Below are 26,075 nucleotides of genomic sequence, written 5' to 3' on the forward strand. Positions count from 1 at the left end.
GCTATTTCCCCGTGATGTAGCCGGGGATCGCGACGTAGCGCTCGAGATAGCGCATCGCGGTCACGACGACGGCGTTGACGAGGAGATAGAGGATGGTCGCAGCCGTAAAGGCTTCGAACACCTGGAACGAGAATTCCTGCATCGAGCGGGCCTGTCCGGTCAATTCGATCAGGCCGATGGTGATGGCGACCGCGGTGTTCTTGATGGTGTTGAGGAACTCCGAGGTCAGCGGCGGCAGGATGATGCGGAACGCCATCGGCAGCAGCACGTAGCGATAGCCCTGCACCGTGGTCAGACCAAGCGCCGTCGCGGCCATCTTCTGCCCGCGCGGCAGCGAGGAGATGCCGGCCTGCAATTGCACCGCGACGCGCGCCGACATGAAGAAACCGATGCCGATCGCCGCCGTCCAGAACGGCGCGTTCGGCAATTGCTTCAGCCACAGACCGGCGGCCTTCGGCAGCAATTCCGGCAGCACGAAGAACCACAGGAACAGCTGCACCAGCAGCGGCATGTTGCGGAAGAACTCGACCCAGCAGAAGCCGAACCAGCCGGCGGCCTTGGAAGGCAGCGTCCGCATCACGCCGACGATCGAGCCGAAGATCAGCGCGATGATCCAGGCGAGCACCGCCGTCTTCAGGGTCAGCACCAGCCCCGACAGCAGCATGTCGAGATAGGTGCCGGTCCCCATCGGGTTCGGCTCGAAGAAAATTCCCCAGTTCCAGTGGTAGTTCACGTGTCCCCCGCGCGAACGCGCCAATCAAAATTGGCTCGAAAGAAGTTCTGGGCGCCTATGCAAATGTCCGGCCACTCTGGTGTCAAGAGTGGCCGGACATGATCCCGATCCCGAGGGATCGAGGTATATCTTACTTATAGTCGTCCGGGTTCGGCGAGTCCGAAGGTTTTGCGAACTCGTTCTTCAGTTCGGCCGAAATCGGCGTGTTGAGGTTCAGGCCCTTCGGCGGGATCTTGGCGGTGAACCACTTGTCGTAGATCTTCTGGCCTTCGCCGGAGGTATAGAGCGCAGCGGTCGCCGCATCGACCACCTTCTTGAAGGCAGCGTCGTCCTTGCGCAGCATGATGCCGTAGGGCTCAGGCTTGGAGAACGCGTCCTTGGAGATGACGTAGTCGTCCGGCGTCTTCGAGCCGGCAACCAGGCTCGCGAGCAGAACGTCATCCATCACGAAGGCGACTGCGCGGTCGGTCTCGACCATCAGGAAGGCTTCGGCGTGGTCCTTGGCCGGGATGATATTGGCACCCAGGCTCTTGGCGACATTGGCCTCGGTGAGCTGCTTGATGTTGGTTGTGCCGGCGGTGGAGACCACCGTCTTGCCCTTGAGATCGTCGATCGACTTCAGCCCGCTCGACTTCTTGAAGACGTAGCGGCTGGCGGTCAGATAGTGGGTGTTGGTGAAGGCGACCTGCTTCTGGCGGTCGGCGTTGTTGGTGGTCGAGCCGCATTCGAGGTCGATGGTGCCATTCGCCATCAGCGGGATACGGGTCGCCGAGGTCACCGGATTGAGCTTCACCTCGAGCTTGTCGAGCTTGAGCTCCTTCTTCACGGCGTCGACGATCTTGTAGCAGATGTCCATCGCGAACCCGACGGGCTTCTGGTTGTCGTCGAGATAGGAGAACGGGATCGAGGAATCGCGGAAGCCCAGCGTGATCGCGCCGGTGTCCTTGATGTTCTTCAGCGTGCCGGTCAGCTCTTCGGCGCCGGCCTGGCTGACGACAAAGGTCGCGGCGAGCGCAAGGCCGATGTGACGGAAATGTTTCACTTTTTCTCCCCTTTCAGGATGATGCGGCCGGATGCAAGCACATCTGGGCCCGGATTAGAATGTGACTTTCGGCTGGATGCCGGCTCAGGTTAACGGGCTCAGGCGAGTGGCTTGGGCAATTCGCCGAGATCCCAGAACAGCCCGGCCATCACCGTCAAGGCCTCTTCGGTCAATGGCAGCAGGATGTGCTCATTGGGCGCATGCTGGGAACAGCCGGGGTAGGAGTGCGGGACCCAGATCGTCGGCAGGCCCAGGATCTCGGAAAACACGTCGTTCGGCAGCGAGCCGCCGAAGTTCGGCAGCACCGCCGGCGCCTTGCCGGTGGTGTTTTGGACTGAATCCGCGGCCCATTTGATCCAGGGACTGTCGAAATCGGTGCGCGAGGCCGCAAAGCTCTGCGCCGCCCGCACCTCGACCATCGGAAAGCCCTTTGCGACCAGATGGGCGCGGACGGCATCGATCAGGCCATCAACCTTGGTGCCGACCACGAAGCGCAGTTGCAGCACGGCATTGGCGTGACCGGGAATGGCGTTCGCCGGCTTCCCGATATTGCCCGACGACATCGCCAGAACCTCCAGCGTGTTCCAGGCATAGAGCCGCTCGGCCGCGGACAGACCGTCCTCGCCCCAATTCTCCGCAAGCGCCGGCTCGTCCTCGGTCGGCACCACCTGCACATCGGCAAGATAGCTGCGGATCTGGTTGGTGAGCCGCGGCGGCTTGAGGGCATCGAGCTGAAGCCGGCCGTGGCCGTCGACCAGCGTCGAAATCGCGTTGACCAGGATGGTCGCGGGGTTGGCGAGCACGCCGCCCCAATTGCCGGAATGATGGCCGCCGTCGCGCAAGGCCACGTCGAGATGGATGCGGATGCCGCCACGGCAGCCGAGGAACAGCGTCGGCCGATCGGCCGACAGCCGCGGCCCGTCGGAGGCCATGAACAGATCGGCCTTGAGCGCGTCGCGGTTGAGGTCGCAGACCTTGCCGAGATCAGGCGAGCCGATCTCCTCGCCCATCTCGACGATGAATTTTGCATTGAAGCCGAGCTTGCCGCCGCGGGCCGCGCGCACCGCGCGGAGCGCGGCCATGTTGATGCTGTGCTGGCCCTTGTTGTCGGCCGTGCCGCGGCCATAGAGACGAATGCCTGCCGCCGTCGTGCGCCAGGGATCGCGCCCATCGCGCCATTCGCCTTCCATGCCGTCGACGACGTCGCCATGGCCATAGATCAGCACGGTTGGTGCAGACTCACTCTCATGGTGCTCGGCGAACAGGAATGGCGACTTGCCGCTCGGGGATTCGACCAGACGGCTGGTAAAATCGAGCGCGGCAAAAGCCGGCACCATCTCCTGTTCCAGATAGCTGCGCAGCTCGGCACCGCGCGACGGATTCTGGCTTTCGGTCCGATACGCGACGCGGCGGTCGAGTTCAGCGAGGAACGCACCGGATTGGAAGTCGTCCCGGGCGCGGGCGATGGCGTCGGCTCTGGTCATTGCTTTCGTTTTCAAGGTTTCGAAGCGGGAGAGCGTAGCGGGCTACACTGGGCCTCGAAAGTGGCGGGGACTGGATAGTTCTTGGGTCGATCTTGCGATTTCGTTCTTGCGCTCTTGAGATTGGCTTGCCAAGGGCTGGAGTACCGCTGATTTTGGCCTTGCCAATGCCCAAGCATATGCAAGAACGTCGCCAAGTTGGGGCGCACATCTATCATTCGAAGAGCGCTCAGTACAGGGCGCCAGGGGACCAGCATGGCCAAGCAGATCAGGCTCAACGCATTCGCGATGAATTGCGTCGCGCATCAATCACCGGGCCTGTGGACCCATCCACGCGACCGCACCGCCGAATATAACCGCCTGCCTTACTGGATCGATCTCGCCAAGACACTGGAACGCGGTCGTTTCGACGGATTGTTCCTCGCCGACGTGCTCGGCGTCTACGACGTCTATGGCAATAGCCCTGACGCAGCCTTGCGCAATGCAGCACAGACACCGTCGAACGAGCCGCTCCTTCTGCTCTCGGCGATGGCCGCGGTCACCAAGAACCTCGGCTTCGGCGTCACCAGCAACCTTTCGTTCGAACCGCCCTACCCGTTCGCACGGCGGATGTCGACGCTCGACCACCTGACCGAGGGGCGGATCGGCTGGAACGTCGTTACCGGCTATCTCGACAGCGCCGCACGCGGCGCCGGCAAGGACAAGCAGACCGGGCATGACGACCGCTACGACATCGCCGACGAATATATGGAGGTGGTCTACAAGCTCTGGGAAGGAAGCTGGGAGGACGACGCGGTGCTGCGCGACCGCAAGCGCGGCATCTTCACCGATCCCGGCAAGGTTCATCGCGTCAATCATGAGAGCGCGAATTACCGCATCAACAACACCATCCATCTCAGCGAGCCATCGCCGCAGCGGACGCCGGTGCTGTACCAGGCCGGGACGTCGCCGCGCGGGCGGCAGTTCGCCGCCAAGCACGCCGAATGCGTGTTCATGTCGGGCCCGTCGGCCAAGATCATTGCGCCGCGGGTCTCCGCGATCCGCGAGGAAGCCGCCAAGTTCGGCCGCAACCCGGCCGAGATCCTGATGTTCAACATGATGACGATCATCCTCGGCAACACCGAAGCGGAAGCTGCGGCGAAATATGCCGACTACCGGTCGCACATCAATCCGGAAGGCGCGCTTGCCTTGATGTCGGGATGGACCGGCATCGATTTCTCCGGCTACGAGCTCGACCAGCAGGTCCGCCACGTCCAGAACGATGCCGGCCGCAGCGCACTCGACAACGTCACCCGCGGCGACCCCGACCGCGTCTGGACCGTGCGCGACGTCATCGAACATGTCGGCATCGGCGGCGCCGGCCCGGTCGTGGTGGGTACGCCGGAAAGCGTCGCCGACAAGATCGAGGATTGGTTCGAGAAGACCGACGTCGACGGTCTCAACGTCGCGTTTGCGATCTCGCCCGGCGATTTCGAGGACATCGCCGACATGCTGGTGCCGGAGCTGACCAAGCGCGGGCGCTACAAGTCCGAGTATGCGAAGGGGACATTGCGCGAGAAACTGTTCGGCGACGGCCGCGCCCGGCTCGACGCGCCGCATCCGGCGGCTGGGTATCGGGTGGGGAAGAAGGGGTAGGCCCCAGCTACGCGTTCAGCCGAACTACATCCGCAATCACCACTGCGTTCCCTCCCCCCTTGCGGGGGAGGGAGCAGAGCGGAGCACGCGGCGCCTACACCTTCCCGTCTACCATCACCTCGATCAGCTTGGTCCCCGGCCGGTTGAACGCCGACGCCAGCGTTGCCTTCAGCTCACGGGGATCGCTGATCTTGATCGCCTCGCAGCCAAGCGCCTTCGCCACGCCGGCGAAATCCACGGGCGGATCGGCAAAATCCATGCCGACGTAATTGTCATCGCCATGGAAGGCGAGCAGGCGCTGCTTGATGATGCGGTAGCCGCCATTGTTGGCGATGACGACGTTGAGCGGCAGCTTGTGGTGCGCGGCCGTCCACAGCGACTGAATCGAATACATCGCGCTGCCGTCGCCTGAGAAGCACACGACGGGCCGATCCGGATTGGCGATGCTGGCGCCGACCGAGGCGGGCAAGCCCCAGCCGATGCCGCCAGAGGCAAGGCCGTGATAGCCATAGCGGTCGCGGTGCGGACGCAAGTTAGTGATCTGACGGCTGGACGTGAGCCCTTCGTCGACGAGGATCGCATGATCGGGCATCGCCTCGACCATTTGCAGCACGAGATAGTCGGGATCGATGGGGCTGCGTCCCGCGGTCTTGCCGATCTGCTCGACCAAGGCCGCGCGGCGCGCGGTCCAGTTCTTCGGTGCCAGCTCGGCGAGACGCTGTTTCGCACGCTGCGCCAGCGATGCGCCACCCATCTCCTTCAGCACCGGGATCAGCGCGCGCAGCGTTTCCTTCACATCCGCCTTCAGCGCGATCTCGGCGCCGTAGTTCTTGGCGATCTCCCAATCGACGAGACCGATCTGAACGATGCCGAGCCCGTCCGGCAACGCATCGACCTCGCTATAGACGGACATCCGCAGCGGATCGCCGCCGAGCGCGATCAGCAGGTCGTAGGGCGCAAGCGTATCGCGCGCGACCTTCTGCACGCGCGCCAGCGTGCCGACGAAGCTTGGACTCTCCGACAGGAAGTGCGAGCCATAAGGCGTCGAGGATTGGTAGGCGGCAGCCCCAAGCAGCTCGGCGAGTTCAGCGGCCTCCTTCAGCGCATCGCTCTTGACCACCTCGTCCATGGTCACGATCACCGGACGCTCGGCCTTCAGTAGCCGCGCTGCAAAAGCCCTGAGCGCTTCGTCCGACGGCTTGACGCGCGCGTCGATACGGGTGGAGCGGCCGAGATCGATACCGGCCTCGCTGTTGAGGATGTCGCCCGGCAGCGAGATGAACACCGGCCCGGTCGGCGGCGTCATCGCAACCTTGGCGGCGCGGCGCACGATGCGCGGCAGGTCTTCCAGACGCGTCACCTCGACCGCCCATTTCACCAGCGGCTCGGCCATCCGCACCAGCGGGCCATAGAGCACCGGCTCCATCAGCCCGTGGCCCTGCTCCTGCTGGCCCGCGGTCAGGATCATCGGCGTGCCCGTGAACTGGGCGTTGTAGAGCGAGCCCATGGCGTTGCCGAGGCCCGGCGCGACATGGACGTTGCAGGCGACGAGCTTGCCGGAGGCGCGGCTGTAGCCATCCGCGATCGCCACCACCAGGCTCTCCTGCATCGCCATCACATAGGTGAGATCGGGGTGGTCCTTCAGCGCATGCATGATCGGCAGCTCGGTGGTGCCGGGGTTGCCGAACAGATGCGTGATACCCTCGTCCTTGAGCAACGCGAGAAAGGCGGAACGGCCGGTGATCTTGTTCTTCATGTTTCCTCCAAGGAGCGGACGTTGCCGCAAGGACGGATCACATGATGGCCGAAAGTTCAGGAGGCGCGCAAGGAAGCGTGGTCATGGCTGCCTTGCGCGGGCGCGCCGAACGCGACTCTCGTGTCCCGGACGCGCTGCAACGCGCAGCGTTGCTGCGCAGAGCCGGGACCCAAAAGGCGACACGGCACCATACGGCGAGATGCGCCCCGGCTCAGCAGCGCATCACCGAAGAGGTGCCGCACTGCGTTCGGGGCACGAGAGCCATGTACGCGGCGGCTACATCTCCTCCCGACCCAGCTCGAAAGGATCCTCGCCGCTAGCGCGCTTCTTCTTTTTCGAGCGCTGCCAGACCACGCCCGGAAAGCCCTTCAGCGGCACCAGCGGCTCGCCGGTGTAGGCCCATTCCTGCAGCTCCTCGATCGCGATGTGATAGAGCGGCTGGCGCCCGGTGCGCTCTTTGAACAGGGCGCGGGGGATGTTGACCATGTGCGGACCGCGCGGACGCTCATAGGCGATCGGCGTGCCGCAATGGGCGCAGAAGCTGCGCGCGGTTTTGGTCGCCTTGTCCTCGTAACGTGTCAGCATGGTCTTGCCGGAGGTGATGCGAAAACGCTTCTTCCAGCTGCCGACATAGGTGGCGTAGGCCGCGCCGTGAGCACGGCGGCTGGCCGCGGAGTGATCATGCCAGGCCCAGCGCGCGGGGATGTCGATCTCGAAGGTGACCTTGCCGCAGAGGCACTGGCCGGTGGCAGTTCCTGCGGCGACTGCGGCTTTGGCCATGGTCTCTCCTCATCGTCATGGCGCGCGACAATACACGATCGTCATTCCGGGGCGCGACGAAGTCGCGAGCTATGATGCGCAATTGCGCATCGGAGAATCCATCGAACCTCAGGTTCAGGCAGAGGAATGGATTCCGGGCTCGGCGCTACGCGCCGCCCCGGAATGACAGGAGAGAGATCAGGCCGGCGTCAGTTCGTCATACCCCGGATAATCCGTATACCCCTTCTCCTCGCCACCATAGAACGTCGCACGGTTATACGGCGTGATCGGGTAATCGTGCTCAAGCCGACGCGGCAGATCGGGGTTGGAGATGAAGATGCGGCCGAAGGCGATGATGTCGGCGTGGCCGTCTGCGATCGCGGCATTCGCCGTCTCGCCGGTGAAACCACCCGCGGTCATCAGCACGCCGCTGTAGTGCGGACGGAACAGCACCATGGCTGACGGCACGTTCTCCCAGTGGACGTCGGCACGGCCGGCGCCGCTGGAGCGCGGCTCGATCAAGTGCAGATAGGCGAGGCCGAGCTTGTCGAGCGCCTTCACCACATGGGTGTAGAGCGGCATCGGGTCGGGATCGGCGGAATCGTTGGCGATACCGTGAGGCGACAGCCGCACGCCGACGCGGTTCGCGCCCCAGACGTCGATCGCAGCCTGGGTTACTTCGAGCAGCAGACGGGTGCGATTCTCGATCGAGCCGCCATATTGATCGGTGCGCTGGTTGCTGCGCGACTGCAGGAACTGCTCGAGCAGATAGCCGTTGGCGCCGTGGATCTCGACGCCGTCGAAACCGGCGGCGAGCGCATTCTTCGCGCCCTGCCGGAAAGCCTCGACGATGCCCTTGACCTCGTCCGTCTCCAGCGCGCGCGGCGTCTCGTATTCGGCGATCTTGCCGTCGGCGGTCATCGCCCGCATGCCTTCGGCCTTGATCGGGATCGCCGAAGCGGACACCGGCAGCTCACCACCATGGAACGAGGAATGCGAGACGCGGCCGACATGCCAGAGCTGGAGGAAGATGATGCCGCCCTTGGCATGCACGGCGTCGACCACCTTGCGCCAGCCGGCGATCTGCGCCTCCGAATAGATACCGGGGGTTGCCGGGTTGCCGCGGCCTTGCGACAGCACCGGAGAGGCTTCGGCAATCAGCAGGCCGCCCGGCGTGGCGCGCTGGCCGTAATATTCGGCGTTGAGCGGCCGCGGCGAAAAGCTCTCGCGCTCCGCGCGCATGCGCGTCAGCGGCGCCATCGCAACGCGATGCGCGAGCTTATACGGACCGACCTGCAACGGTTGGAACAACGCCTTGAATTTCATGGGGGCCCCGGATGTCTTTGAAAGGATGCGGATCATATAGCGAGGGGCGGCCACCGGAAAAGGCGCCGCCCCTCACAAAAGCAGATATTCCCTCGCGCGGAACGCGGCAGAGAACAGGCCTTACGCCGTCTTGACCCAGACGGCCTTGACGTTGAGATATTCCTCGACGTGCTGCTTCCCGGACTCGCGGCCGTAGCCGCTCATCTTGTAGCCGCCGAAGGGCACTGCGGGGTCCATGGCCTGATAGCAATTCACCCACACCGAGCCGGCACGCAGGCGCTTCGCAACCGCATGCGCCTTGGTGACATCACGCGTCCACAGGCCGGAGCCGAGGCCGAAGGTGGTGTTGTTGGCGCGCTTGACCAGTTCGTCCATGTCCTTGAACGCGATCGCGGAGATGACGGGACCGAAGATCTCCTCCTGCGCGATGCGCATGTTGTCCTGGACGCCGGCGAACACGGTCGGCGAGACGAAGAAGCCCTTGGCAAGCGCGCCTTCTGTGACGCGGCCGCCGCCGGCGAGCGCCCGCGCGCCTTCCTTCTGGCCGATGTCGAGATAGCCGGTGACGCGCTTGAGTTGCTCCTCGGACACGAGCGGGCCGATCTGGACGTTGGGATCGAGGCCGTTGCCGACCTGCAGCTTCTTGCCGAACTCGGCGACGCGGCTGACGAACTCTTCGTAGACCGACTGCTCGACGAACAGGCGCGTGCCGGCGCTGCAGATCTGCCCCGAATTGGCGAACACCGCCATCGCGGCACCCGGTACGGCGGCATCGAGGTCCGCATCCGCGAACACGATGTCCGGCGACTTGCCGCCGAGCTCGAGCGAGACGCGCTTGAGGTTCCCGGCCGAGGCACGAATGATCGACTGGCCCGTGATGTGCGAGCCGGTGAAGGCGACCTTGTCGACGTCATGGTGCGAGGCGAGCGCGGCACCAGCGGTCTCGCCGTAACCCGGCACGACGTTGACGACACCGGGCGGAATGCCGGCCTCGATCGCGAGCTCGGCAATGCGCAGCGACGTCAGTGGCGCCTCTTCAGCGGGCTTGAGCACCACGGTGCAGCCGGTCGCGATTGCAGGCCCGATCTTCCAGAGCGTCGCGGTGAGCGGGCCGTTCCAGGGAATGATGGCGCCCACGACACCGACGGGCTCCTTCAGCGTGTAGGAGAAGATTTCGCCGGGCAGCGAGTTCTCGATGGTCTCGCCATGGATCGCGGTGGTCTGGCCGGCATAATAGCGGAGCATGCCGACGGCGCGGAGGCGATAGGCGCGGGTGCGGCTGAGCGGCGCGCCCATGTCGAGGGTGTCGAGCTGCGACAATTCGTCGAAATTCTTCTCGACGAGGTCGGCGAGCCTCAGCAGCAGATTCTGCCGCTCGAACGGCTTGACCTTGCTCCAGGGGCCTTCGAACGCACGGCGGGCGGCGGCGACCGCGTGGTCGATGTCTTGCTTGTCGCCCTCAGCCACGGTTGCGAGCAACTCGCCGGTGGCGGGGTTATGGGTCTCGAAGCGCTTGCCGGAAGCGGCATCAACCCACTTCCCGTCGATCAGCATCTGCTTGTAGGAGCCGTTGGCGAACGGATGACGCGTGATCGGAATAGCCTGCGACACAGCCATGGCTGCACTCCCTAGGTTAGCTCATTGATTGGATTCGATCTGGCTCGATCGTTAGGTCGCGCAGAATACAGCGGTGCCGGATGAGCGTAAAGGCGGCGTGGAACGAAGATCTCCCATGCCGACTTGTGCAGGCTCGTGCACGTGCCATGTTATAGCTCGACCGAACGCAACGCCATGTCCCGGAGAATAGCCATGCCGCATCCTGTCATCACCAAGGGCAATGTTGCCGTGATCACCGGAGGTGCATCCGGCATCGGTCTCGCCGCCGCCATGGCGTTTGCGCGCGCCGGGATGAAGGTGTGCATCGCCGATGTCGATGCGGGCCGGCTGGCCGAGGCCGCAACAAAACTGTCATCGATTGCGGGTGCAGCGAACGTGATGACGTCCGCGATCGACGTCAGCCGGGTCGAAAGCGTGACGGAACTGGAACGCGCCGTGGGCGCGCATTTCGGCGGCACCGATCTGCTGATGAACAATGCCGGCATCCAGCCGGGCAGCACAATGTTCGGCGAACCCGACAATTGGCAGCGCATCATCGGCGTCAACATGTGGGGCATCATCAACGGCGCGCGCATCTTCGCGCCCAACATGATCGCGCGCGGCAAGGCCGGCCTGATCATCAACACCGGCTCCAAGCAGGGCATCACCACCCCGCCCGGCGATCCCGCCTACAACGTCTCCAAGGCCGGCGTGAAGGCGTTTACGGAAGCGCTGCAGCACGAGTTGCGCAACACGAAAGACTGCCACATCACCGCGCATCTGCTGATCCCCGGCTTCGTGTTCACCAACCTCACTGCCAAGGGCCGCACCGAGAAGCCGGCCGGCGCGTGGACGCCGGAGCAGACCGTCGATTTCATGATCGCGCGGCTCGAGGCCGGCGATTTCTACATCCTCTGCCCGGATAATGACGTGCCGCGCGCGCTCGACGAGAAGCGCATGCTTTGGGCCGCCGGCGACATCGTCGAGAACCGCCCGCCGCTGTCGCGCTGGCATCCGGACTACGCGGATGCGTTCAAGAACTTCGTCGACCGGAGTTAGCCCGGGCGATCAGCTCAGCGCCAGCAGAAGCGCGGTGCCGATCGGCACGCCCCAGCCGGACACCGCATCGAACCCACGCCTCGCTTCGTATCCGACGCCGGGCTTCGGCCTGGATACGTTGTGGCCGATGGTGATGTCGTAGCAGACGAGATCTCCTGTCGGCCGGCCGAGCGACGATTTGCGATAGAGCAACGGCGCGAGGAAGCGCTGCCGTTTCTCCGGCGGCAGGAGCGCATTCACGCGCGCGATGAGCGCAGCCAGGAGCGGCGCAGACGCGCTGGTTCCACCGCCGTAATCCGCCTTGCCGCGGAAGATCATCGCGTAGCCGGGCGGGCCGGCAAGCGCCGCGATGTCGGGCACGATGCGCCCCCACCGACCGGAACCGTTTAGCGACGCAATATCGAGTCCGCGCTGCCACGCAGGACGCCGAAAGACCTCGCTGACTCCTCCACCTGTCGCCCCGCCTCCCGCCTTCATGCGCCGCCCCGGCGTCTCCCACCACGCTTGCTCCGTGACCTCGCCGCCAAGACGCGTAATCATCGTGCCACCGACCGCGAGAACGAACGGGCTGCAACTCGGAAAATCGACATGAGCGGCGCCGTCGGTCTCCTCGTCGCCCGCGCCATCGTCGCCGGAGGCGCCGCAGATCGTGATGCCCAGCGCGGCAGCTGCCTGGAGCCGCTCGTTGATGGCCGTACGTGCCGCCGGCGACCAATCACTGGAATCCTCTGCAGACCCCCAGCTTATCGACAGTGCGACCGGCCTGTCCTTGATGACGCGATTCAGTAAATCGACCCAGCCCTTCTGATCGAACGTCGCAAAATAGACGGACAGCTCGGCACCGGGAGCCAGGCCCGCAGCCACCTCGACGTCCATCATCACCTCGCCGGTATCGTCGAGCGCGTCCTGACGATCGTCCTTTGGCAATCGCTCGATTTGCCTGCGGTTGCGCACCGGCCAATTGATCGAGACGATCTCGACCTTGGGCCTCTTCCGACCGGATGTCCTGCAATGGAGCGCGAGGTCCTCGGCAAAATAGCCGCCACCGAACTCGGCGATTGCGATCTTCTGGCCGGCGGCATCCCCGGGCGGAAAATGATACAGCGCTTCCAGCGACGACGGGCTGAGCGGCGTCAAACCAGCACCAATCCTCGCCCTGCTCCGCCACATCACACGCCGCTGGCCGAATCCGATCAACGCGGTGACGATCTTCTTCAGCGAAGCAGGAATCTTGTAGTCGTCCTCTCGATCGCGAAATTGCCCCTGATCCTCGCTCCAATAGACGCCGAGGCGGGGCTGAAACGCCTTCTCCATCTCCGCGACTGTCCCGCTCACGCGCATGCTGCGCGTCTCAAGCGAGACCTCCTCGACCTTGAGGCCGAATTTGCGCAGAACCTGTGACACCTTGTCGGCGTCACTCTTCGAGGCACTGTATCTTGCCCTGAACTGGGCCCGCGACAACGCTCGACGTCCGAGCTTGTCGCCATCCGGCAATTTCGGTCCACGCAATGTCAGCGTGATCTCGACGTGCTGACGCGGATTCTCGTCGCGCAGACGCCTGGCCCCCGCAGTCGGCGGGCGCGCACTGCCGGACACGACAACAGGGCGCGTTACCGCACCTGCCGATCCGGCCTTGTCATCTCGCTTTGCGACCTTGCGATGTGCGGCCGACCGGCGGCCGGTACGCGCCTTAGCCTTTGATGCCATATCCGAGCCCCCGCTCTCGACACGACCAAAGGTTGCAGGTTATCGTCGATCCCCGGACCCGTCAAATCAGAGGCCCGCCCGGCACTTTCCGCCGCGCGTTTCCGACCGGCCCTCGACGGTTCTGATTTTTCGATTTTGATTTCGACCTGAGGATTTCAATCATGCGCTCGATTTTCGCACGCCTCAATCGCCGCTACGGCAGGAAGTTCATCGGCTTCGACCGCCAGAAGCTCGTCAGCTCGACCCTTGCCAACGCAATGGTCGTCACGGCGGCCACACCTCCCCGCGACATGCCACGCCCGGCGCGGGCGGCACGACGGCCGCGCGTCACGATCGTCGGCGCGGGACTTGGCGGCCTGATGGCCGGCTACACTCTCGCGCATTGCTGCGACGTGACGATCTTCGAGGCGCGCGAGCGCGTCGGTGGTCGCGTCTGGAGCAAGAACAAGTCGAGCGGCGTGGTCGAAGCGGGCGGCGAGCTGATCGGCTACAATCACCCGCTGTGGTTGGCCCTGGCGCGCCAATTCCGGCTGGGACTCTCGCTGTTCACGCTGGACTCGAATTTCGACGCGCTCGATCTCGATATGCCGATCTATCTCGATGGTCGAAAGATCTCGAACCCGTTCGCGCTCAAGACCCTGTTCGAGCAGATGGAGGCGGCCTTCGGGCGAATGGCAAGGCGCGCGCGGCACGTGCACAAGCACGCACCCTGGCTCACGTCGGATGCCGACGCGCTGGACCAGCAATCCATGGCGGACTGGATTCGGGGCGAACATTGTTCGCGTCTCGCCAAGCTCGCGATAAAGGAGCAGTTCAGCAACGACGCAGGGCAGCCGGTCGAACGGCAGAGCCTGCTCGCCAATTTCGCGGTGGTGCATGGCGGCGCATTGAAGGGACATCCGGCCGCCTTCTTCACCCAGACCGAGACGCTGCGCTGCTCGGAGGGCAATCAATCGCTGGCCGAACATCTTGCCGAGGAGATCAGGAAGGTCGGAGGGGTGGTGCATCTGTCCACACCCGTCGTCGCTGTAGACATCGACAAGGAGGGCGTGACGATCACGCCCGAGGGGGCAGCTTCCCATCTCGCCGACTATGTCGTGCTTGCGATACCGCCGAGCCTGTGGCCGGGCGGACGCTTCGCCAAGATCAAGATCACGCCGCAGCTCACGCCCGACCATTACATCTCGATGGGGACGGCCGTGAAATACCTCAGCCCGGTCAAGCGCCGCTTCTGGATCGACCATGGGCTGGCGCCGGCCGCGACTTCGAGCCGCTTCGGCGTCACATGGGAAGGTACCGACAACCAGATCGCGCCGCGCGGCCGCGAGGTCGAGCTCAGCCTGTTCGCCGGCAGCAGACCGGCGCAGCTGGCCATTCGACAATGGGAACGCGGCGGCAAGACCGCGGTCGATGCCTTTTACGCCTCGCGGATCGGCCAGGTCTATCGCGGCTATCAGGACAATCTGTCCCAGCCGCCGGACTTCATTGCGTGGCCCGCCGACCCCTGGACCGGCGCCGGCTATTCCTGCCCCGCGCCCGGCGAAGTCACGCGCGCCGGCCCGCTGCTCAACAGCGCATTTCACAAGCGCATGTATTTTGCCGGCGAGCACACCTGCTTTGCCTATTACGGCTACATGGAAGGCGCGTTGCAATCCGGCCTGAAGGCAGGGACGGCGATCCTGAGGGCGACCGGACGCACAAGTCGGCGCCGGTCGGCCTGAGCGTTACAGCGTCTCTTGCTGGTGCCCGCAATTCTTGCAGGCGAACTTGACGCGGCTCTGGCCTTTTTCCGCCTGGACCCGGTTTGGCGCGCCGCACTTGCCGCAGACGGCCTCGATGCGGGTCGAGCCCTGCTTCACGACGATGGTCTTCTTTTCCATCGATTCGCGGATCAGGCGCTCGGCCTCTTCACGCAGGGATTGTTTCGACAAAGCTGGTCTCCGCCTCTGAAAGCGCGAGAGCCATATCGCACTTGCGTACGAATCTCAATCGGCAATGCCGGCTCAGACCTCGACAATCACATAACTGTCTTCGACATGCACCGGAAACGTTTCGGCCACATACGGGCCTTTCTGCAACTCGTCGCCGCGTTCCACCGCAACCGGATATGACCGGATCTTGAAGCGCTTGGGATCGAACCAGGACTGGCCGTTGCGCATGTCGAATTCCCAGCCGTGCCAGGGACAGCGCAGCATCTCTCCGACGCGCGAGCGCTCGTAGACGCCCGGCTCGGGCGAGGTCAGCCGCGCCACGCAGGCCGCCTTCTCCAGCGGCGCGCCTTCATGCGGGCAGCGGTTCAGGAGCGCAAAGAACTCGCCATTGACATGGAACACGACGATATCGCGGCCCGCGACGTCGACGACCTTGTTGCCGCCGGGCGGGATCTCCGAGGTGGATGCAACGATGTGACGGGCCATGGGACTCAGAACTTGTAGACCGCACGGGCATTGGTGCTGAAAATCTTCCTGCGCTCGGCCTCGGTGAGCGGCGTCTTGAAGGCAAAGCGCGGATCGTCGAAATCCCAGTGCGGATAGTCCGACGAGAACAGCAGGCGATCGACGCCGACCCATTCGATCAGCGCGCGCAGATGCCGCGCCTCGTCGGGCTCATCAATCGGCTGGGTCGTGAACCAGAAGCTTTCGCGGACATATTCCGACGGCTTGCGCTTGAGATGCGGCACCTCGCTACGGAACCGCTCGAAATGCTGGTCCATCCGCCACATCGCCGACGGAATCCAGCCGAAGCCGCCCTCGATGAAGACGATCTTCAGTTTGGGAAACCGTTCCGGCACGCCCTCGATCACGAGGCTGGCAAGCTGCGCCGCGATGGTGTGGGCGTTGGACTGGTGCTCCTCGACATAATAAGACGGCCACCCGCCACCGGTCGGCGCGTGGCCGCCATAGCCGCCGACATGGATCCCGAGCGGCAGGTCCAACGCCTGCGCGCGCTCGTAGATCGGCCAGTAGCGGCGGCGGCCGAGCGGCTCGTTGGCGCGCGGCGAAACGTTGATCTGGATGTATTCACCGACTTTCGCGCAGCGCTCGATCTCGGCGATGGCAAGATCCACACCGTCCTGCCCAACCAGGATCGAGGCCTTCAGGCGCGGATCGCGGTGCGACCAGAACGCCAGCTGCCACTCGTTGATGGCGCGCTGGATCGCCGCGCCGAATTCGAGATTCTGCTGCGAGAAGATGAAGAGATCGAGCACCTGCAGGATCCCGAACTCGACATCGAGCGGATCGAGATGCTGGTTCTGCATGAAGGCGAGGTCTGAACCGGGCGGCCCGCCGGTCGGCGGCCAGGCGTCACGCCGCGCGATCAGCGGCGATGAGCGCGGATAGGGCGTGGTGAAGAGATAGGGCGTGCGCAGATGGCTGCCGTATTCCTTCAGATGCTGCTGCCAGCGCTTCGGCAGGAACTCGTTGAGATCGTCGTGCGAATGCAGGCTCGGATGCACGTCGCAATCGACGATGCGCAAGCGCGAAGCGGCAGGCTTCTCATCGTCGCGCAGCGGGCGGTCGATGACTTCACTCATGCGAACCTCCTGGATCAGTTGACGAGCGACAGCCGCGGAAACGTCTCCAGCGGATTGTCGACGCACATCTTGTCGATGATGCTCTTCGGCAGATGCGGCGGGATCGGATCGTCGCCGTCGAACTGCCAGTGCGGATAGTCGGACGCAAACAGGAACATCTTGTCGGAGCCGATCTGGTCGATGATCTCCAAGACGCTTTTGGCATCGCCCGGCGCATCGAACGGCTGCATGGTGACGCGGAAATTGTCGCGGATGATCGCGGCCGGCTCGCGCTCGACCCAGGGCACCTCGACGCGCACGCCGCGCCAGGTCTTGTTGGCCCGCCACATGAAGGCCGGCAGCCAGCTGACGCCGGACTCCATCAGCACGACGTTCAGGTTCGGAAACTTTCCGAACACACCCTCGTAGATCAAGCTCAGGATCTGCGCCTGAAACGCCTGCGCCTCGACGAAGTAATATTCGTAGCGGTGCGACGGCCAGCCGGCCGAGCTCGGTGCCTGCCGATATTGCGTGCCGGCGTGGATCGCGAGCGGCAGCTTGTACTTTTCAGCAAGCTGGTAGACCGGCCAGAAATGCCGCCGGCCCAGCAGCGTCTCACCCTGCGCCAGCACCAGGATGGAGACGAAGCGATTGTCGCTGGCGCGGCGCTCGATCTCTTCGATGGCGAGATCCGGCGCCTGCATCGGCACCACGATGGAGGCACGCAGGCGCGGGTCGCGCGAGAGCCATTCGGCGGCAATCCAGTCGTTGATCGCCTTGCAGAAGTCCGCCGCCATGTAGGAATCGAACACGGCCTGCGCGCCATAGAGCACGTTGAGGATCGCGTGGCTCGCGCCCAGTTGGTCGAAAGCCCCCTTCTGCACCATCGCCAGATCAGAGCCGGGCTTGGCACCGTTGGCCGGCCGCCAGTCGGCGCGGCCCGAAAACGGCATGCTTGGCGGATAGGAGGTGAGGTCGAGGCCGTCGATGGCCCGGCTCACCACCTGCTCCTTCCAGTGATCGCTGAGATAAGGAAGCAGCGTCGTGCGCGTGCCACCAACCGCCGGGTGGATGTCGCAGTCGATCCGCGTCACCGCCATGGATGCTTCCTCGGGCAATCTTTATTGGCGGCGTTCGTTTCCCGCGCCGCCTCGGCAGAGTGCTCCGGCAGGTGCCGACGCGCAAGGGCGCAGACCTGCGCGATCCGTCATGGCTCGGTTGCATTTCGCAGGCGCGATACGAGGTTTGGCGGAATGCGCGCCGGCGCCGAAGCAGCGGAGTGCATTGCTCCGCTGCATCCTCGCGTATTGTCTATGCCTATCAAGCCGCCTTGGAGACTTCCATCAGCAGGCGCTCGGCCTTGGCATCCTCGATGCGGTTCACCAGCCGGCTGCTCTCGTGGTTGTCACGCACGGTCTTGGTCAGAGTGATACAGGTCTGGATCAGCATCACGATACCCATCGTGAGATAGCCTTTCATCCAGAGATCGATCGGCAGGAAGAAGATGCCGATCGCGACGAGAAAGGCGGACGCTGCAAAGGACACGTAGGTAAAGGTCACCCAGGCGCCGCTGTGGGGTTGGCCGTTCTGGTTCATGATTATCTCCTGTTGATTCGAATGATGATTGAGCTTGAGATCAGGCAGTCGGCATGCGCTTGGACTTCAACCGCGCCAGCACATCGTCCGCGGTCGTCTTGAGCCGGGGACCAAAGCCCTGCTCGGCGAGTTTCTCGGCGGTGGCGAGCGGACCGGTGGCCGCATCGAGCTCGACCAGCGCGTCATCGGCGGCCTGGGCCTCCATCTGTCGCTCGCGCAGGCGCCTCAAGGTGCTCTCCGCTTCCGGCAGCGTGGATTCGTAAGGGCGTGCCGCCTCGATGCCGCTGCGGCGAAGCGAGCGCACCGCTTCCGAGGCGCGGGCGACACGGCGGCCGCGATCGAGCTCGGTGATGCGGGCCCGCGCATTTGCGACATGCCGCTTCAGCCGGGCGATCTCGGCCGCGAACAACGCGCGCGCGGTCAGCGCCGCGTCGCGGTCGGCCTCGAGGCCGGCGATGGCATCGGCCGCCTCCTTGGCGAGATCCTCGCGGCCGCCATCGAGCGCTGCGACCGCGCGGGTCTCGAGATCGGCGATTCGGGCGACGGTCGCCTCGAGCTTGCCGCCTTCCTGCTGGTCCTGGGCGATCGCCAGCGCCAGCGTCCGCTTGCCGCGCTCGACGGCAGCAGCCGCATCGCGCATCTGCTGGTCGAGGATCAGAAGAGCCGTCCGGTCTTCCAGCTCCTCGCCGGCTGCGGCCACGCTGCCGCGGAAAAGTGTCACTATGGTCTTGAACATCTGCAGCTCCCTGTTATGAGCGTTGCTCACAGATCCTTTGTAGCATCGACTTTGAACATCGTTCAATAAATATTTGAGCGGCGCTCAAGAAATTGGTTAAGAATGACTAAAACCTTGGAGCGTCGAGAGAAATTGCGAACCGACCTGATCCAGGCGGCTGAGCGGATGATCGCCGAGCGGGGATTGGCCGGGCTGAAAACCCGCGATCTTGCCCGTGAGATCGGCTGCGCCAATGGTGCGGTCTACAATCTCGTTGCCGATGTGGACGAGCTGGTCCTGCGCGTCGGCTCGCGCACGCTGCTCCGGCTCGACGAGGCGCTCAGCGCGGCGGTGCGCGCAGGCAATCCATCGCCAAAGGAGACGCTGGTCCGCATCGCGATTGCCTATTGCGATTTCGCCGCAGACAATCTCCAGCTCTGGCGCGCCCTGTTCGAGCACCGGATGGAGATCGAGAAGGCCCTGCCCGACTGGTCGGTCGATGACCAGTTGCAGTTGTTTCGCCACATCTACCAGCCGCTTGCTGCGTTGTTACCAAAGCGAAATGCGGAGGAGCTCGGCATCACCGCACGCAGCCTGTTCTCGGCCGTGCATGGCATGGTGGCACTGGGACTGGAGCAAAGGCTGGTCGCCGTTCCCCTGCCGGCGCTCCGCAAGGAGATCGCAGGCCTGGTGCAGGCGATGATCGACGGCTTGATCGCGCGCGAGCCAGCCGCAAAGCCTGACTAAACTTTCGCCTGTCGCATCGCAGCCGACACGCTTAGCTTTCGCCGCGTCCCGTCCTCCCTGCTCTTCCCGGAGTTCCCATGTCCCTCCTCATCCGCGGCGGCACCGTCGTCAATCATGATCATTCGCGCCGTGCGGACGTGCTGATCGAAGGCGACAGCATCGTCGCGGTCGGCGCAGCCATCGCGGCGCCGACCGGCGCGGAGATCATCGATGCGGGTGGCGCCTATATCATTCCGGGCGGCATCGATCCGCACACCCATCTCGAAATGCCTTTCATGGGCACGGTCACGGCGGATGATTTCGAGTCCGGCACCAAGGCGGCGCTGGCCGGCGGCACCACCATGGTGGTCGATTTCTGCCTGCCGGATCCCGGCCAGTCCATGCTCGCAGCCTACCAGGAATGGCGCCACAAATCCGAGAAGGCGGCCACCGACTACGGCTTCCACATGGCGGTGACGTCATGGTCGAAGCAGATCTATGACGAGATGGAAACCGTGGTCAAAACCTACGGCATCAACACCTTCAAGCACTTCATGGCCTACAAAGGTGCGCTGATGGTGAACGACGACGAGCTCTACAACTCGTTCGCGCGCTGCGCCCATCTCGGCGCCATGCCTGTCGTGCACGCGGAGAACGGCGACGTCGTCGCCCTGATGCAGGAGGCGCTGATCGCACGCGGCGTCACCGGCCCCGAGGGCCACGCCTATTCGCGACCGCCGGAAGTCGAGGGCGAAGCCACCAACCGCGCCATCATGATCGCTGATATGACCGGCACGCCGGTCTATATCGTTCACACCAGCTGCCGCGAGGCGCATGAGGCGATCGCTCGGGCACGGGCCGCGGGAAAACGCGTCTATGGCGAACCGCTGATCCAGCATCTGTTGCTCGATGAGCGCGAATATCAGAACAAGAACTGGAATCATTCCGCACAGCGCGTGATGTCGCCCCCGTTCCGCGACAAGTCGCATCAGGACAGTCTTTGGGCCGGCCTGCAGTCCGGCTCGCTTCAAGTGGTCGCGACTGATCACTGCGCCTTCACCACCGAGCAGAAGCGGTTCGGGCTCGGCGACTTCAGAAAGATCCCGAACGGTACCGGCGGCCTGGAAGATCGTCTCCCGTTGCTGTGGACCGCGGGCGTCGCCACCGGGCGGCTGACAAAGGAGGAATTCGTCGCGGTGACTTCGGCGAACATCGCCCGCATCCTCAATATCTATCCGCGCAAGGGCGCGGTCGCCGTCGGCTCGGATGCCGACATCGTGGTGTGGGATCCCAAGGCGACGAATACCATCAGCGCGAAACGGCAGATGAGCCGGATCGACTACAATGTATTCGAAGGCTTTGCCTGCACCGGCGGGCCGGCCGCGACGCTCTCGCGCGGTCGCATCGTGTGGAAGGATGGCGATCTGCGTGCCGAGGCGGGCGACGGACATTATGTCGAGCGGCCGGCCTTCTCGCCGGTGCACGTCGCCAATTCAACCTGGAAAGAGCTGACCACCCCGCGCGCAGTGCCACGCGGAGCGGTGACGCCGTAGCGATCAGGCCGCCTTGTCGGCTCGCAACCGGTCAAGCATCGGCAGAAGCTCGGACGGATCAGGACGGTGCGTATAGTCCGGGTTCACCTCCGCATATGCGATGATGCCATCCCGACCGATGACGTAGCGCGCGGGCATCGGCAGTACCCAGGCCGGATCATCGTTGAACGTCGGCAGGTCGTTCTTGAAGGACTTGTAGAGCGAGACGAGTTCGGCCGGTAGCGCGAAACGGATGCCGAAAGCGTCGGCGACCTCACTTCTGACGTCGCTCAAGATCGAAAACGACAACTTGTTGTCGCGCTCGGACTTGCGGCTGTTCGGCGCGGTTTGCGGCGAGATCGCAACCAAGCTCGCGCCGCGCGCAGCGATCTCCGGCAGCGCCTCCTGAAGCGCCTGGAGCTCGAGGTTACAGTAGGGACACCAGACGCCGCGATAGAAGGACACCACCAGCGGCCCCTTGGCGAGCAAATCGCGCGAGGCAACTTGCTTGCCCTCGGGGTCTTTCAGGATGAATTCCGGCGCGGCGTCGCCGGCCTTCTTCGCGCGCTGCGCCTGACCGCTCGCGATCAGTTCGGCAGTGGCACGATGCATCGTGTCCAGCGCCTCCTTCGTCGGCTTGAGGGGGAAGCGGCCGCCTTCGAAGTCGGCTTTGAGGGCGTCGAGTTTGTCTTGCAGGGCCATGAGAAGCTCCATCGGTTGCTGTTGGCCCGTCCTATCTGGATCATTTGCAAACGAAGGGGTATATGGCCGACACGGAGAACATTTATTTGGATTTCGAATGAGTGATCGACTTCAAGAATTGTCCGTTTTCGTCAGGGCGGCCGAGAGCGGCAGCTTTTCCAGGGCGGCGCGAGAGCTCGGCCTGTCGCAGCCCTCGGTGTCGCGCATCATCGGCGAGTTGGAGAGCCGGCTCGGCGTAAAGCTGCTGCTGCGGACCACGCGTCGTATCACCGTCACCGACGCCGGCGCGCTGTTCCTCACCCGTGCCCGCGAAGTGCTGGCCGACATCGAGGACGCCGAAGACGCCGCGCGCGGCCTCGATTCGCTGCGCGGGACGCTGCGCATCACCATGCCCATCGTCTACGGCACCAGGCAGATCATTCCGCGCCTGCCCAGATTCTTCAAGCTGCATCCGCTGCTGCGCGTCGAGCTCTCTGTTGCCGACGAACGGCACGACCTGGTTGCCGAAGGCACCGACATCGCCATTCGCCTCGGCCCGCTCAACGATTCCGGCTTCGGTGCGCGAAAGCTTGCGACCCTGCCGCGCTTTCTGGTCGCCGCACCGTCCTATCTCGCCGAGCGCGGTATCCCGAAGACGCCGGCCGATCTCGCCTCGCATGACTGCATCTTCGGACCCGGCCTGTTTGGCCGCACCACCTGGTCGTTCACCCGCAACGGCTCGGAGACCTCGGTCGATGTCCGCGGCCGCATCACCACCGATTCCGGCCCCGGCGTGTTCGCGAGCGTACTGGCGGGACTCGGCATCGCAATGACGTCGCATGTGATGGCCGGCCCCGAGATCGAGGCAGGCGCACTGATGCCGCTGTTGAAGAGCTACAAGCTCGCACCAGTCGATGTGTACGCGGTGTTCCCGGCGGGTCCGCGTCCCTCGACCAAGGTACGTGCGCTGGTCGACTTCCTGGCCGAGGAGTTGAGATAGGCAAGGTGCGGCTGCGACGCCATGAAGCGCAGTCGATGGCATGCGCCTTGCCTCTTTGAGAAACAAATCGCTCTCAAGGAGGCATCGATGAGCCCATCGTCTTTCGATCTGAGCCGCCGCAGCGTCATGCTCGGCGGCCTCGGCATTGCCGGAATGACGGCCGCCCCGTCGCTTGCCTGGGCACAAGCACGCGCGGAGACGCTGCTGGTGGTGCAGGAACTCGGACCGAACTCGCTCGACATGCAGGGCGTCGGCTCCAACCAGACCGTCAATGGCCTGTCCTGGAATTGCTACGACCGCCTGCTCTCCTACGCCTCGAAGACATTGCCCGACGGCACCTTGTCTTACGACCGCGAGAAGCTCGCGCCTGAACTCGCCGAAAGCTGGGAGGTCGCGGCCGACGGCATGTCCTGCACCTTCAAGCTTCGCAAGGACGCCAAATTCCACGACGGCACGCTTGTTACGGCCAAGGATGTCAAATGGTCGTTCGACCGCGCGGTGAAAGTCGGGGGCTTTCCGACCTTCCAGATGTCGGCGGGATCGCTGGAGAAGCCCGAGCAGTTCGTCGCGGTCGACGACCACACCTTCCGCATCGACTATTTGCGCAAGGACAAGATGCTGCTGTTCAATGTCGCCGTCGTCGTGCCCTTCATCATCAATTCCGAGCTCGCGAAGATGAATGCGACGGCTGAAGACCCCTGGGCATTGGCCTGGCTTAGGACCAACGAGGCCGGCGGCGGCGCCTACAGGATCGAGAGCTGGAAGCCCGGCACCGAGACCGTGCTGGCGCGGTTCGACGACTGGAAGAGCGGACCGCTGCCGAAGGTGAAGCGCGTGATCACGCGCGACGTTCCTTCCGCGGGCACCCGCCGCGCCATGCTGGAGCGGGGCGACGCAGACATTTCGAGCGGTTTTGCACCGCGCGATTTCGAGCAGATTATCAAAGAGGGCAAGGTCAAGGTCTCGGGTGTGCCAATCCCCAACGCGCTCTGGTACGTTGCGCTGAACACGGCAAGGCCGCCGTTCGACAATGCGAAGCTACGCCGGGCCATCGCCTGGGCGATGCCGTACGAGCAGATCCAGAGCAGCGCCTTCTTCGGGCGCGCCGTTCCGATGTATGGCGGCGCGGCGGATGTCTCAAAGCCAGTGTGGCCACAACCGTCTCCCTACGTCACTGATCTCGAGAAAGCCAAGGCGCTCATGAAGGAAGCCGGATTCGAGTCCGGCCTGGAGACGACTTTGTCGCTCGACACCGGCACAGCCACCGTCGGCGAACCGACCGCGATCCTGATCCAGGAAAACCTCGCCAAGATCGGCATCAAGGCAGGAATCGAAAAGATTCCCGGCGCGAACTGGCGCACGACGCTGAACAAGAAAGGGCTACCGCTCGCCCTCAACCGCTTTAGCGGATGGCTCGATTATCCCGAATATTACTTCTACTGGAATTTCCACGGCAACAATTCGATCTTCAACATCTCCTCTTACCAGAACAAGGAGATGGACGCCCTGATCGACAAGGCGCGCTTCACCACTGACCCGGCCGAGTACGACAAGGCCGTCAAGGAGTTCATCGCGCTTTGCATGCGCGATGTTCCCGTCATTCCGCTCAGCCAGCCCATCCACGACGTTGCCATGCAGAAGGGCATCTCAGGCTACGAATTCTGGTTTCATCGCGAGCCGGACTATCGCCAGTTCGCGAAGGGCTAGTTCTTCTCGACCACGCGGACGGCCGCTGACGCTGCCTGCGCCTGCTCGATCGGAAAGGCCCGCTCCAGCCGTGCCTTGCTTGCGCGGAGCATCGCTGCATCAAGCTTGCCCTGCCGCGATCCGTCGAGTGCGCATCCAAAGATCCGGTAGAACTGCGCGCCGTCATAGGCGACGAGCAGCAGATCGACGCCGGCGTTGATCGCCTCGACCACGGCCTTGCAGACGTCGTGCTGATAGATCGCGCCCATCACGAGATCGTCGGTCATCACCAGGCCCTGGTAGCCCCATTTGTCTCGGATGATCCCATCGACGAGGCGCTTTGAATGCGAAGCGGCATGGTCGGGATCGACGGCGGTGAGCGTGATGTGGCCGACCATGAGCGCACTGCGCGAGTGCGACAGCACCTCGCGGAATGGCAACCAATCCGTGGCCTCCAGCTCCCTGACCGGCGTATCGAGGTTGGCGCTGAAATGATGCGTGTCCGTACGCACACGGCCAATGCCTGGAAAATGCTTCAGTGTCGCGCCGACGCCGGAGGCCTCCAGTCCGCTCACATAAGCGCTCGCGATCGTGCTGACGACAACGGGGTCGGTGGCAATCGCGCGCTGGCCGATCAGCGTATGGAAATCAAGGCGATTGCGCCGAACGGGCGGCTTGAGATCGAGCACCGGCGCGAGATTGAGGTTGACGCCAAGGCCGGCGAGCTCGCGGCCGTGGATCCGGCCGAACTCTTCCGCTTTGCTCTGCTGATCGTCAGGAGCAAGCCCGGCGAGCGTCGCCAGCGCCGGCACCTTGGTCAGCGGCGGCGCGAGATGGCCGACGATGCCGCCCTCCTGATCCGCGGCGACGATCAGCGGCGGCAGGCCGGCTGCACGGCGCTTGCCCTGAAGCGCAGCGATCTCGGCGCGCAACGCATCGACCGACCGGCCACGGATGTTGTGCCGGGTGACGTAGACGCCGCCGATCAGCCCCTGCTCGGCGAGGCGCGCGACCTCGGGAAAGGAGGAATAGCCGATCATGAAATGGGGGCCAAGCTGACGCGCCTCGGTCACGCCGGCGCTGAGCACATCGTGCTTGCGCAGCTCGAAGCTGAGATGCGCCACCGCCATCAGCATCGGCGGCAGACACCAGAGCATGACAAGGAGCTTGCCGGCCAGGCTGTGCCAACGCCCGCGGCGAAGCAACAGGATGGCGATCGTGATGCTAGCAAGGACAAGCGCGATGTTTCCGACGCCGCGCAGCGGAAGCAAATAGGGATCGTTCTTGTTCGCAGCCGCGAACGCGACGAGAGGCGCCCCAAACCAGAGCAGGATGAGGCCGATACGACGGAGGAATTGCATGATGCGTCACGTCCGGGGAGTGGCGAATGCTTCGCACCTATCAAAGCGATTTGCGCTCGGCGAGAGGCAAAAGCGCGCCTGCACGAAATCTGCAAAAGACTCCTGAAACCGTGCAGACGTTGATCCCGGCTTCTGCACAAGGGCCGTGCAGATTTCGTGATGCCACCCAT

Annotated in this window: 24 protein-coding genes; 8 read left to right on the forward strand and 16 right to left on the reverse strand. The window is 64.1% G+C overall.

Going from position 1 to position 26,075, the window contains the following annotated elements; genetic code table 11:
• Position 1: 1 nt before the first annotated feature.
• From NLM32_RS42055 to NLM32_RS42065, 3 genes are all read right to left on the reverse strand, one after another.
• On the reverse strand, positions 2-733 hold the full coding sequence (locus NLM32_RS42055; protein WP_254134520.1) for an amino acid ABC transporter permease: 732 nt from the start codon (positions 731-733) through the stop codon (positions 2-4).
• A gap of 130 nt (positions 734-863) precedes the next feature.
• Positions 864-1,775, reverse strand: a complete 912-nt coding sequence (locus NLM32_RS42060; protein ID WP_254134521.1) for an amino acid ABC transporter substrate-binding protein — start codon at positions 1,773-1,775, stop codon at positions 864-866.
• A gap of 98 nt (positions 1,776-1,873) precedes the next feature.
• Complete coding sequence (locus tag NLM32_RS42065; RefSeq protein WP_254134522.1) at positions 1,874-3,259, reverse strand: M20 family metallopeptidase; 1,386 nt, start codon at positions 3,257-3,259, stop codon at positions 1,874-1,876.
• A gap of 252 nt (positions 3,260-3,511) precedes the next feature.
• Between NLM32_RS42065 and NLM32_RS42070 the strand changes: the two genes are divergently transcribed.
• Positions 3,512-4,891, forward strand: coding sequence for an LLM class flavin-dependent oxidoreductase (locus NLM32_RS42070; RefSeq protein WP_254134523.1), 1,380 nt, complete (start codon positions 3,512-3,514; stop codon positions 4,889-4,891).
• A 94-nt stretch (positions 4,892-4,985) separates the two neighbouring features.
• Here NLM32_RS42070 and NLM32_RS42075 read toward each other — a convergent pair whose 3' ends face one another.
• Entirely contained in the window at positions 4,986-6,647 is a 1,662-nt protein-coding gene (locus NLM32_RS42075; protein ID WP_254134524.1) for a thiamine pyrophosphate-binding protein, read from the reverse strand.
• 276 nt (positions 6,648-6,923) lie between these two features.
• Positions 6,924-7,427, reverse strand: coding sequence for a GFA family protein (locus NLM32_RS42080; RefSeq protein WP_254134525.1), 504 nt, complete (start codon positions 7,425-7,427; stop codon positions 6,924-6,926).
• On the opposite strand from NLM32_RS42080, the gene NLM32_RS42085 reads away from it, so the two are divergent.
• Positions 7,420-7,593 (forward strand): hypothetical protein, encoded by a 174-nt coding sequence (locus tag NLM32_RS42085; protein WP_254134526.1) that lies wholly within the window; start codon positions 7,420-7,422, stop codon positions 7,591-7,593. The two genes, NLM32_RS42080 and NLM32_RS42085, sit on opposite strands and share 8 nt — an antisense overlap.
• Before the next feature lie 11 nt (positions 7,594-7,604).
• Here the strand turns inward: NLM32_RS42085 and NLM32_RS42090 are convergent, their stop codons facing one another.
• Together NLM32_RS42090 and NLM32_RS42095 are read right to left on the reverse strand one after the other, a co-directional pair.
• On the reverse strand, positions 7,605-8,732 hold the full coding sequence (locus NLM32_RS42090) for an alkene reductase (RefSeq protein WP_254134527.1): 1,128 nt from the start codon (positions 8,730-8,732) through the stop codon (positions 7,605-7,607).
• A gap of 120 nt (positions 8,733-8,852) precedes the next feature.
• Positions 8,853-10,349 (reverse strand): aldehyde dehydrogenase family protein, encoded by a 1,497-nt coding sequence (locus NLM32_RS42095; RefSeq protein ID WP_254134528.1) that lies wholly within the window; start codon positions 10,347-10,349, stop codon positions 8,853-8,855.
• Positions 10,350-10,541: 192 nt separating this feature from the next.
• Here NLM32_RS42095 and NLM32_RS42100 point away from each other — a divergent pair, with 192 nt between their 5' ends.
• Positions 10,542-11,387 carry an SDR family NAD(P)-dependent oxidoreductase gene (locus NLM32_RS42100; protein WP_254134529.1) on the forward strand — a complete coding sequence of 282 codons (846 nt, stop codon included), beginning with the start codon at positions 10,542-10,544 and terminating at the stop codon, positions 11,385-11,387.
• 9 nt (positions 11,388-11,396) lie between these two features.
• Here NLM32_RS42100 and NLM32_RS42105 read toward each other — a convergent pair whose 3' ends face one another.
• On the reverse strand, positions 11,397-13,094 hold the full coding sequence (locus NLM32_RS42105; protein WP_254134530.1) for a protease pro-enzyme activation domain-containing protein: 1,698 nt from the start codon (positions 13,092-13,094) through the stop codon (positions 11,397-11,399).
• A gap of 161 nt (positions 13,095-13,255) precedes the next feature.
• On the opposite strand from NLM32_RS42105, the gene NLM32_RS42110 reads away from it, so the two are divergent.
• Positions 13,256-14,815 carry an NAD(P)/FAD-dependent oxidoreductase gene (locus NLM32_RS42110; protein ID WP_254134531.1) on the forward strand — a complete coding sequence of 520 codons (1,560 nt, stop codon included), beginning with the start codon at positions 13,256-13,258 and terminating at the stop codon, positions 14,813-14,815.
• A gap of 3 nt (positions 14,816-14,818) precedes the next feature.
• Here NLM32_RS42110 and NLM32_RS42115 read toward each other — a convergent pair whose 3' ends face one another.
• From NLM32_RS42115 to NLM32_RS42140, 6 genes are all read right to left on the reverse strand, one after another.
• On the reverse strand, positions 14,819-15,025 hold the full coding sequence (locus NLM32_RS42115) for a hypothetical protein (protein ID WP_014491844.1): 207 nt from the start codon (positions 15,023-15,025) through the stop codon (positions 14,819-14,821).
• Between the two features lie 72 nt (positions 15,026-15,097).
• A complete protein-coding gene (locus NLM32_RS42120; protein WP_164933673.1) occupies positions 15,098-15,511 on the reverse strand; it encodes a Rieske (2Fe-2S) protein in 414 nt (137 codons plus the stop codon).
• Positions 15,512-15,516: 5 nt separating this feature from the next.
• Entirely contained in the window at positions 15,517-16,629 is a 1,113-nt protein-coding gene (locus NLM32_RS42125) for an amidohydrolase family protein (RefSeq protein ID WP_254134532.1), read from the reverse strand.
• A 14-nt stretch (positions 16,630-16,643) separates the two neighbouring features.
• On the reverse strand, positions 16,644-17,708 hold the full coding sequence (locus NLM32_RS42130) for an amidohydrolase family protein (RefSeq protein ID WP_254134533.1): 1,065 nt from the start codon (positions 17,706-17,708) through the stop codon (positions 16,644-16,646).
• 220 nt (positions 17,709-17,928) lie between these two features.
• The gene (locus NLM32_RS42135; RefSeq protein WP_254134534.1) at positions 17,929-18,204 is read right to left on the reverse strand and encodes a YiaA/YiaB family inner membrane protein; all 276 of its coding nucleotides are present in this window, start codon (positions 18,202-18,204) and stop codon (positions 17,929-17,931) included.
• Between the two features lie 40 nt (positions 18,205-18,244).
• The gene (locus NLM32_RS42140) at positions 18,245-18,940 is read right to left on the reverse strand and encodes a PspA/IM30 family protein (RefSeq protein ID WP_254134535.1); all 696 of its coding nucleotides are present in this window, start codon (positions 18,938-18,940) and stop codon (positions 18,245-18,247) included.
• 102 nt (positions 18,941-19,042) lie between these two features.
• Here NLM32_RS42140 and NLM32_RS42145 point away from each other — a divergent pair, with 102 nt between their 5' ends.
• Together NLM32_RS42145 and hydA are read left to right on the forward strand one after the other, a co-directional pair.
• A complete protein-coding gene (locus tag NLM32_RS42145) occupies positions 19,043-19,666 on the forward strand; it encodes a TetR/AcrR family transcriptional regulator (protein ID WP_254134536.1) in 624 nt (207 codons plus the stop codon).
• Between the two features lie 77 nt (positions 19,667-19,743).
• Positions 19,744-21,198 carry a dihydropyrimidinase gene (gene hydA, locus NLM32_RS42150; RefSeq protein WP_254134537.1) on the forward strand — a complete coding sequence of 485 codons (1,455 nt, stop codon included), beginning with the start codon at positions 19,744-19,746 and terminating at the stop codon, positions 21,196-21,198.
• Between the two features lie 3 nt (positions 21,199-21,201).
• On the opposite strand, the gene NLM32_RS42155 is transcribed toward hydA, so the two are convergent.
• Positions 21,202-21,879 (reverse strand): peroxiredoxin-like family protein, encoded by a 678-nt coding sequence (locus tag NLM32_RS42155; protein WP_254134538.1) that lies wholly within the window; start codon positions 21,877-21,879, stop codon positions 21,202-21,204.
• Positions 21,880-21,976: 97 nt separating this feature from the next.
• Between NLM32_RS42155 and NLM32_RS42160 the strand changes: the two genes are divergently transcribed.
• Together NLM32_RS42160 and NLM32_RS42165 are read left to right on the forward strand one after the other, a co-directional pair.
• Positions 21,977-22,858, forward strand: a complete 882-nt coding sequence (locus tag NLM32_RS42160) for a LysR family transcriptional regulator (RefSeq protein WP_254134539.1) — start codon at positions 21,977-21,979, stop codon at positions 22,856-22,858.
• 87 nt (positions 22,859-22,945) lie between these two features.
• Positions 22,946-24,565 carry an ABC transporter substrate-binding protein gene (locus tag NLM32_RS42165; RefSeq protein ID WP_254134540.1) on the forward strand — a complete coding sequence of 540 codons (1,620 nt, stop codon included), beginning with the start codon at positions 22,946-22,948 and terminating at the stop codon, positions 24,563-24,565.
• On the opposite strand, the gene NLM32_RS42170 is transcribed toward NLM32_RS42165, so the two are convergent.
• Entirely contained in the window at positions 24,562-25,905 is a 1,344-nt protein-coding gene (locus tag NLM32_RS42170) for a glycoside hydrolase family 3 N-terminal domain-containing protein (RefSeq protein WP_254134541.1), read from the reverse strand. The two genes, NLM32_RS42165 and NLM32_RS42170, sit on opposite strands and share 4 nt — an antisense overlap.
• Positions 25,906-26,075 lie beyond the last annotated feature (170 nt).

This window comes from Bradyrhizobium sp. CCGUVB14, from assembly GCF_024199935.1.
GTDB lineage: Bacteria > Pseudomonadota > Alphaproteobacteria > Rhizobiales > Xanthobacteraceae > Bradyrhizobium.

Bases quoted from the DNA above. Each gene is read 5' to 3' on its own strand.
- NLM32_RS42065 (WP_254134522.1), bottom strand. From the start codon at position 3,259: ATGACCAGAGCCGACGCCATCGCCCGCGCCCGGGACGACTTCCAATCC.
- NLM32_RS42070 (WP_254134523.1), top strand. From the start codon at position 3,512: ATGGCCAAGCAGATCAGGCTCAACGCATTCGCGATGAATTGCGTCGCG.
- NLM32_RS42075 (WP_254134524.1), bottom strand. From the start codon at position 6,647: ATGAAGAACAAGATCACCGGCCGTTCCGCCTTTCTCGCGTTGCTCAAG.
- NLM32_RS42080 (WP_254134525.1), bottom strand. From the start codon at position 7,427: ATGGCCAAAGCCGCAGTCGCCGCAGGAACTGCCACCGGCCAGTGCCTC.
- NLM32_RS42090 (WP_254134527.1), bottom strand. From the start codon at position 8,732: ATGAAATTCAAGGCGTTGTTCCAACCGTTGCAGGTCGGTCCGTATAAG.
- NLM32_RS42095 (WP_254134528.1), bottom strand. From the start codon at position 10,349: ATGGCTGTGTCGCAGGCTATTCCGATCACGCGTCATCCGTTCGCCAAC.
- NLM32_RS42100 (WP_254134529.1), top strand. From the start codon at position 10,542: ATGCCGCATCCTGTCATCACCAAGGGCAATGTTGCCGTGATCACCGGA.
- NLM32_RS42105 (WP_254134530.1), bottom strand. From the start codon at position 13,094: ATGGCATCAAAGGCTAAGGCGCGTACCGGCCGCCGGTCGGCCGCACAT.
- NLM32_RS42110 (WP_254134531.1), top strand. From the start codon at position 13,256: ATGCGCTCGATTTTCGCACGCCTCAATCGCCGCTACGGCAGGAAGTTC.
- NLM32_RS42120 (WP_164933673.1), bottom strand. From the start codon at position 15,511: ATGGCCCGTCACATCGTTGCATCCACCTCGGAGATCCCGCCCGGCGGC.
- NLM32_RS42125 (WP_254134532.1), bottom strand. From the start codon at position 16,629: ATGAGTGAAGTCATCGACCGCCCGCTGCGCGACGATGAGAAGCCTGCC.
- NLM32_RS42130 (WP_254134533.1), bottom strand. From the start codon at position 17,708: ATGGCGGTGACGCGGATCGACTGCGACATCCACCCGGCGGTTGGTGGC.
- NLM32_RS42135 (WP_254134534.1), bottom strand. From the start codon at position 18,204: ATGAACCAGAACGGCCAACCCCACAGCGGCGCCTGGGTGACCTTTACC.
- NLM32_RS42140 (WP_254134535.1), bottom strand. From the start codon at position 18,940: ATGTTCAAGACCATAGTGACACTTTTCCGCGGCAGCGTGGCCGCAGCC.
- NLM32_RS42145 (WP_254134536.1), top strand. From the start codon at position 19,043: ATGACTAAAACCTTGGAGCGTCGAGAGAAATTGCGAACCGACCTGATC.
- hydA (WP_254134537.1), top strand. From the start codon at position 19,744: ATGTCCCTCCTCATCCGCGGCGGCACCGTCGTCAATCATGATCATTCG.
- NLM32_RS42155 (WP_254134538.1), bottom strand. From the start codon at position 21,879: ATGGCCCTGCAAGACAAACTCGACGCCCTCAAAGCCGACTTCGAAGGC.
- NLM32_RS42160 (WP_254134539.1), top strand. From the start codon at position 21,977: ATGAGTGATCGACTTCAAGAATTGTCCGTTTTCGTCAGGGCGGCCGAG.
- NLM32_RS42165 (WP_254134540.1), top strand. From the start codon at position 22,946: ATGAGCCCATCGTCTTTCGATCTGAGCCGCCGCAGCGTCATGCTCGGC.
- NLM32_RS42170 (WP_254134541.1), bottom strand. From the start codon at position 25,905: ATGCAATTCCTCCGTCGTATCGGCCTCATCCTGCTCTGGTTTGGGGCG.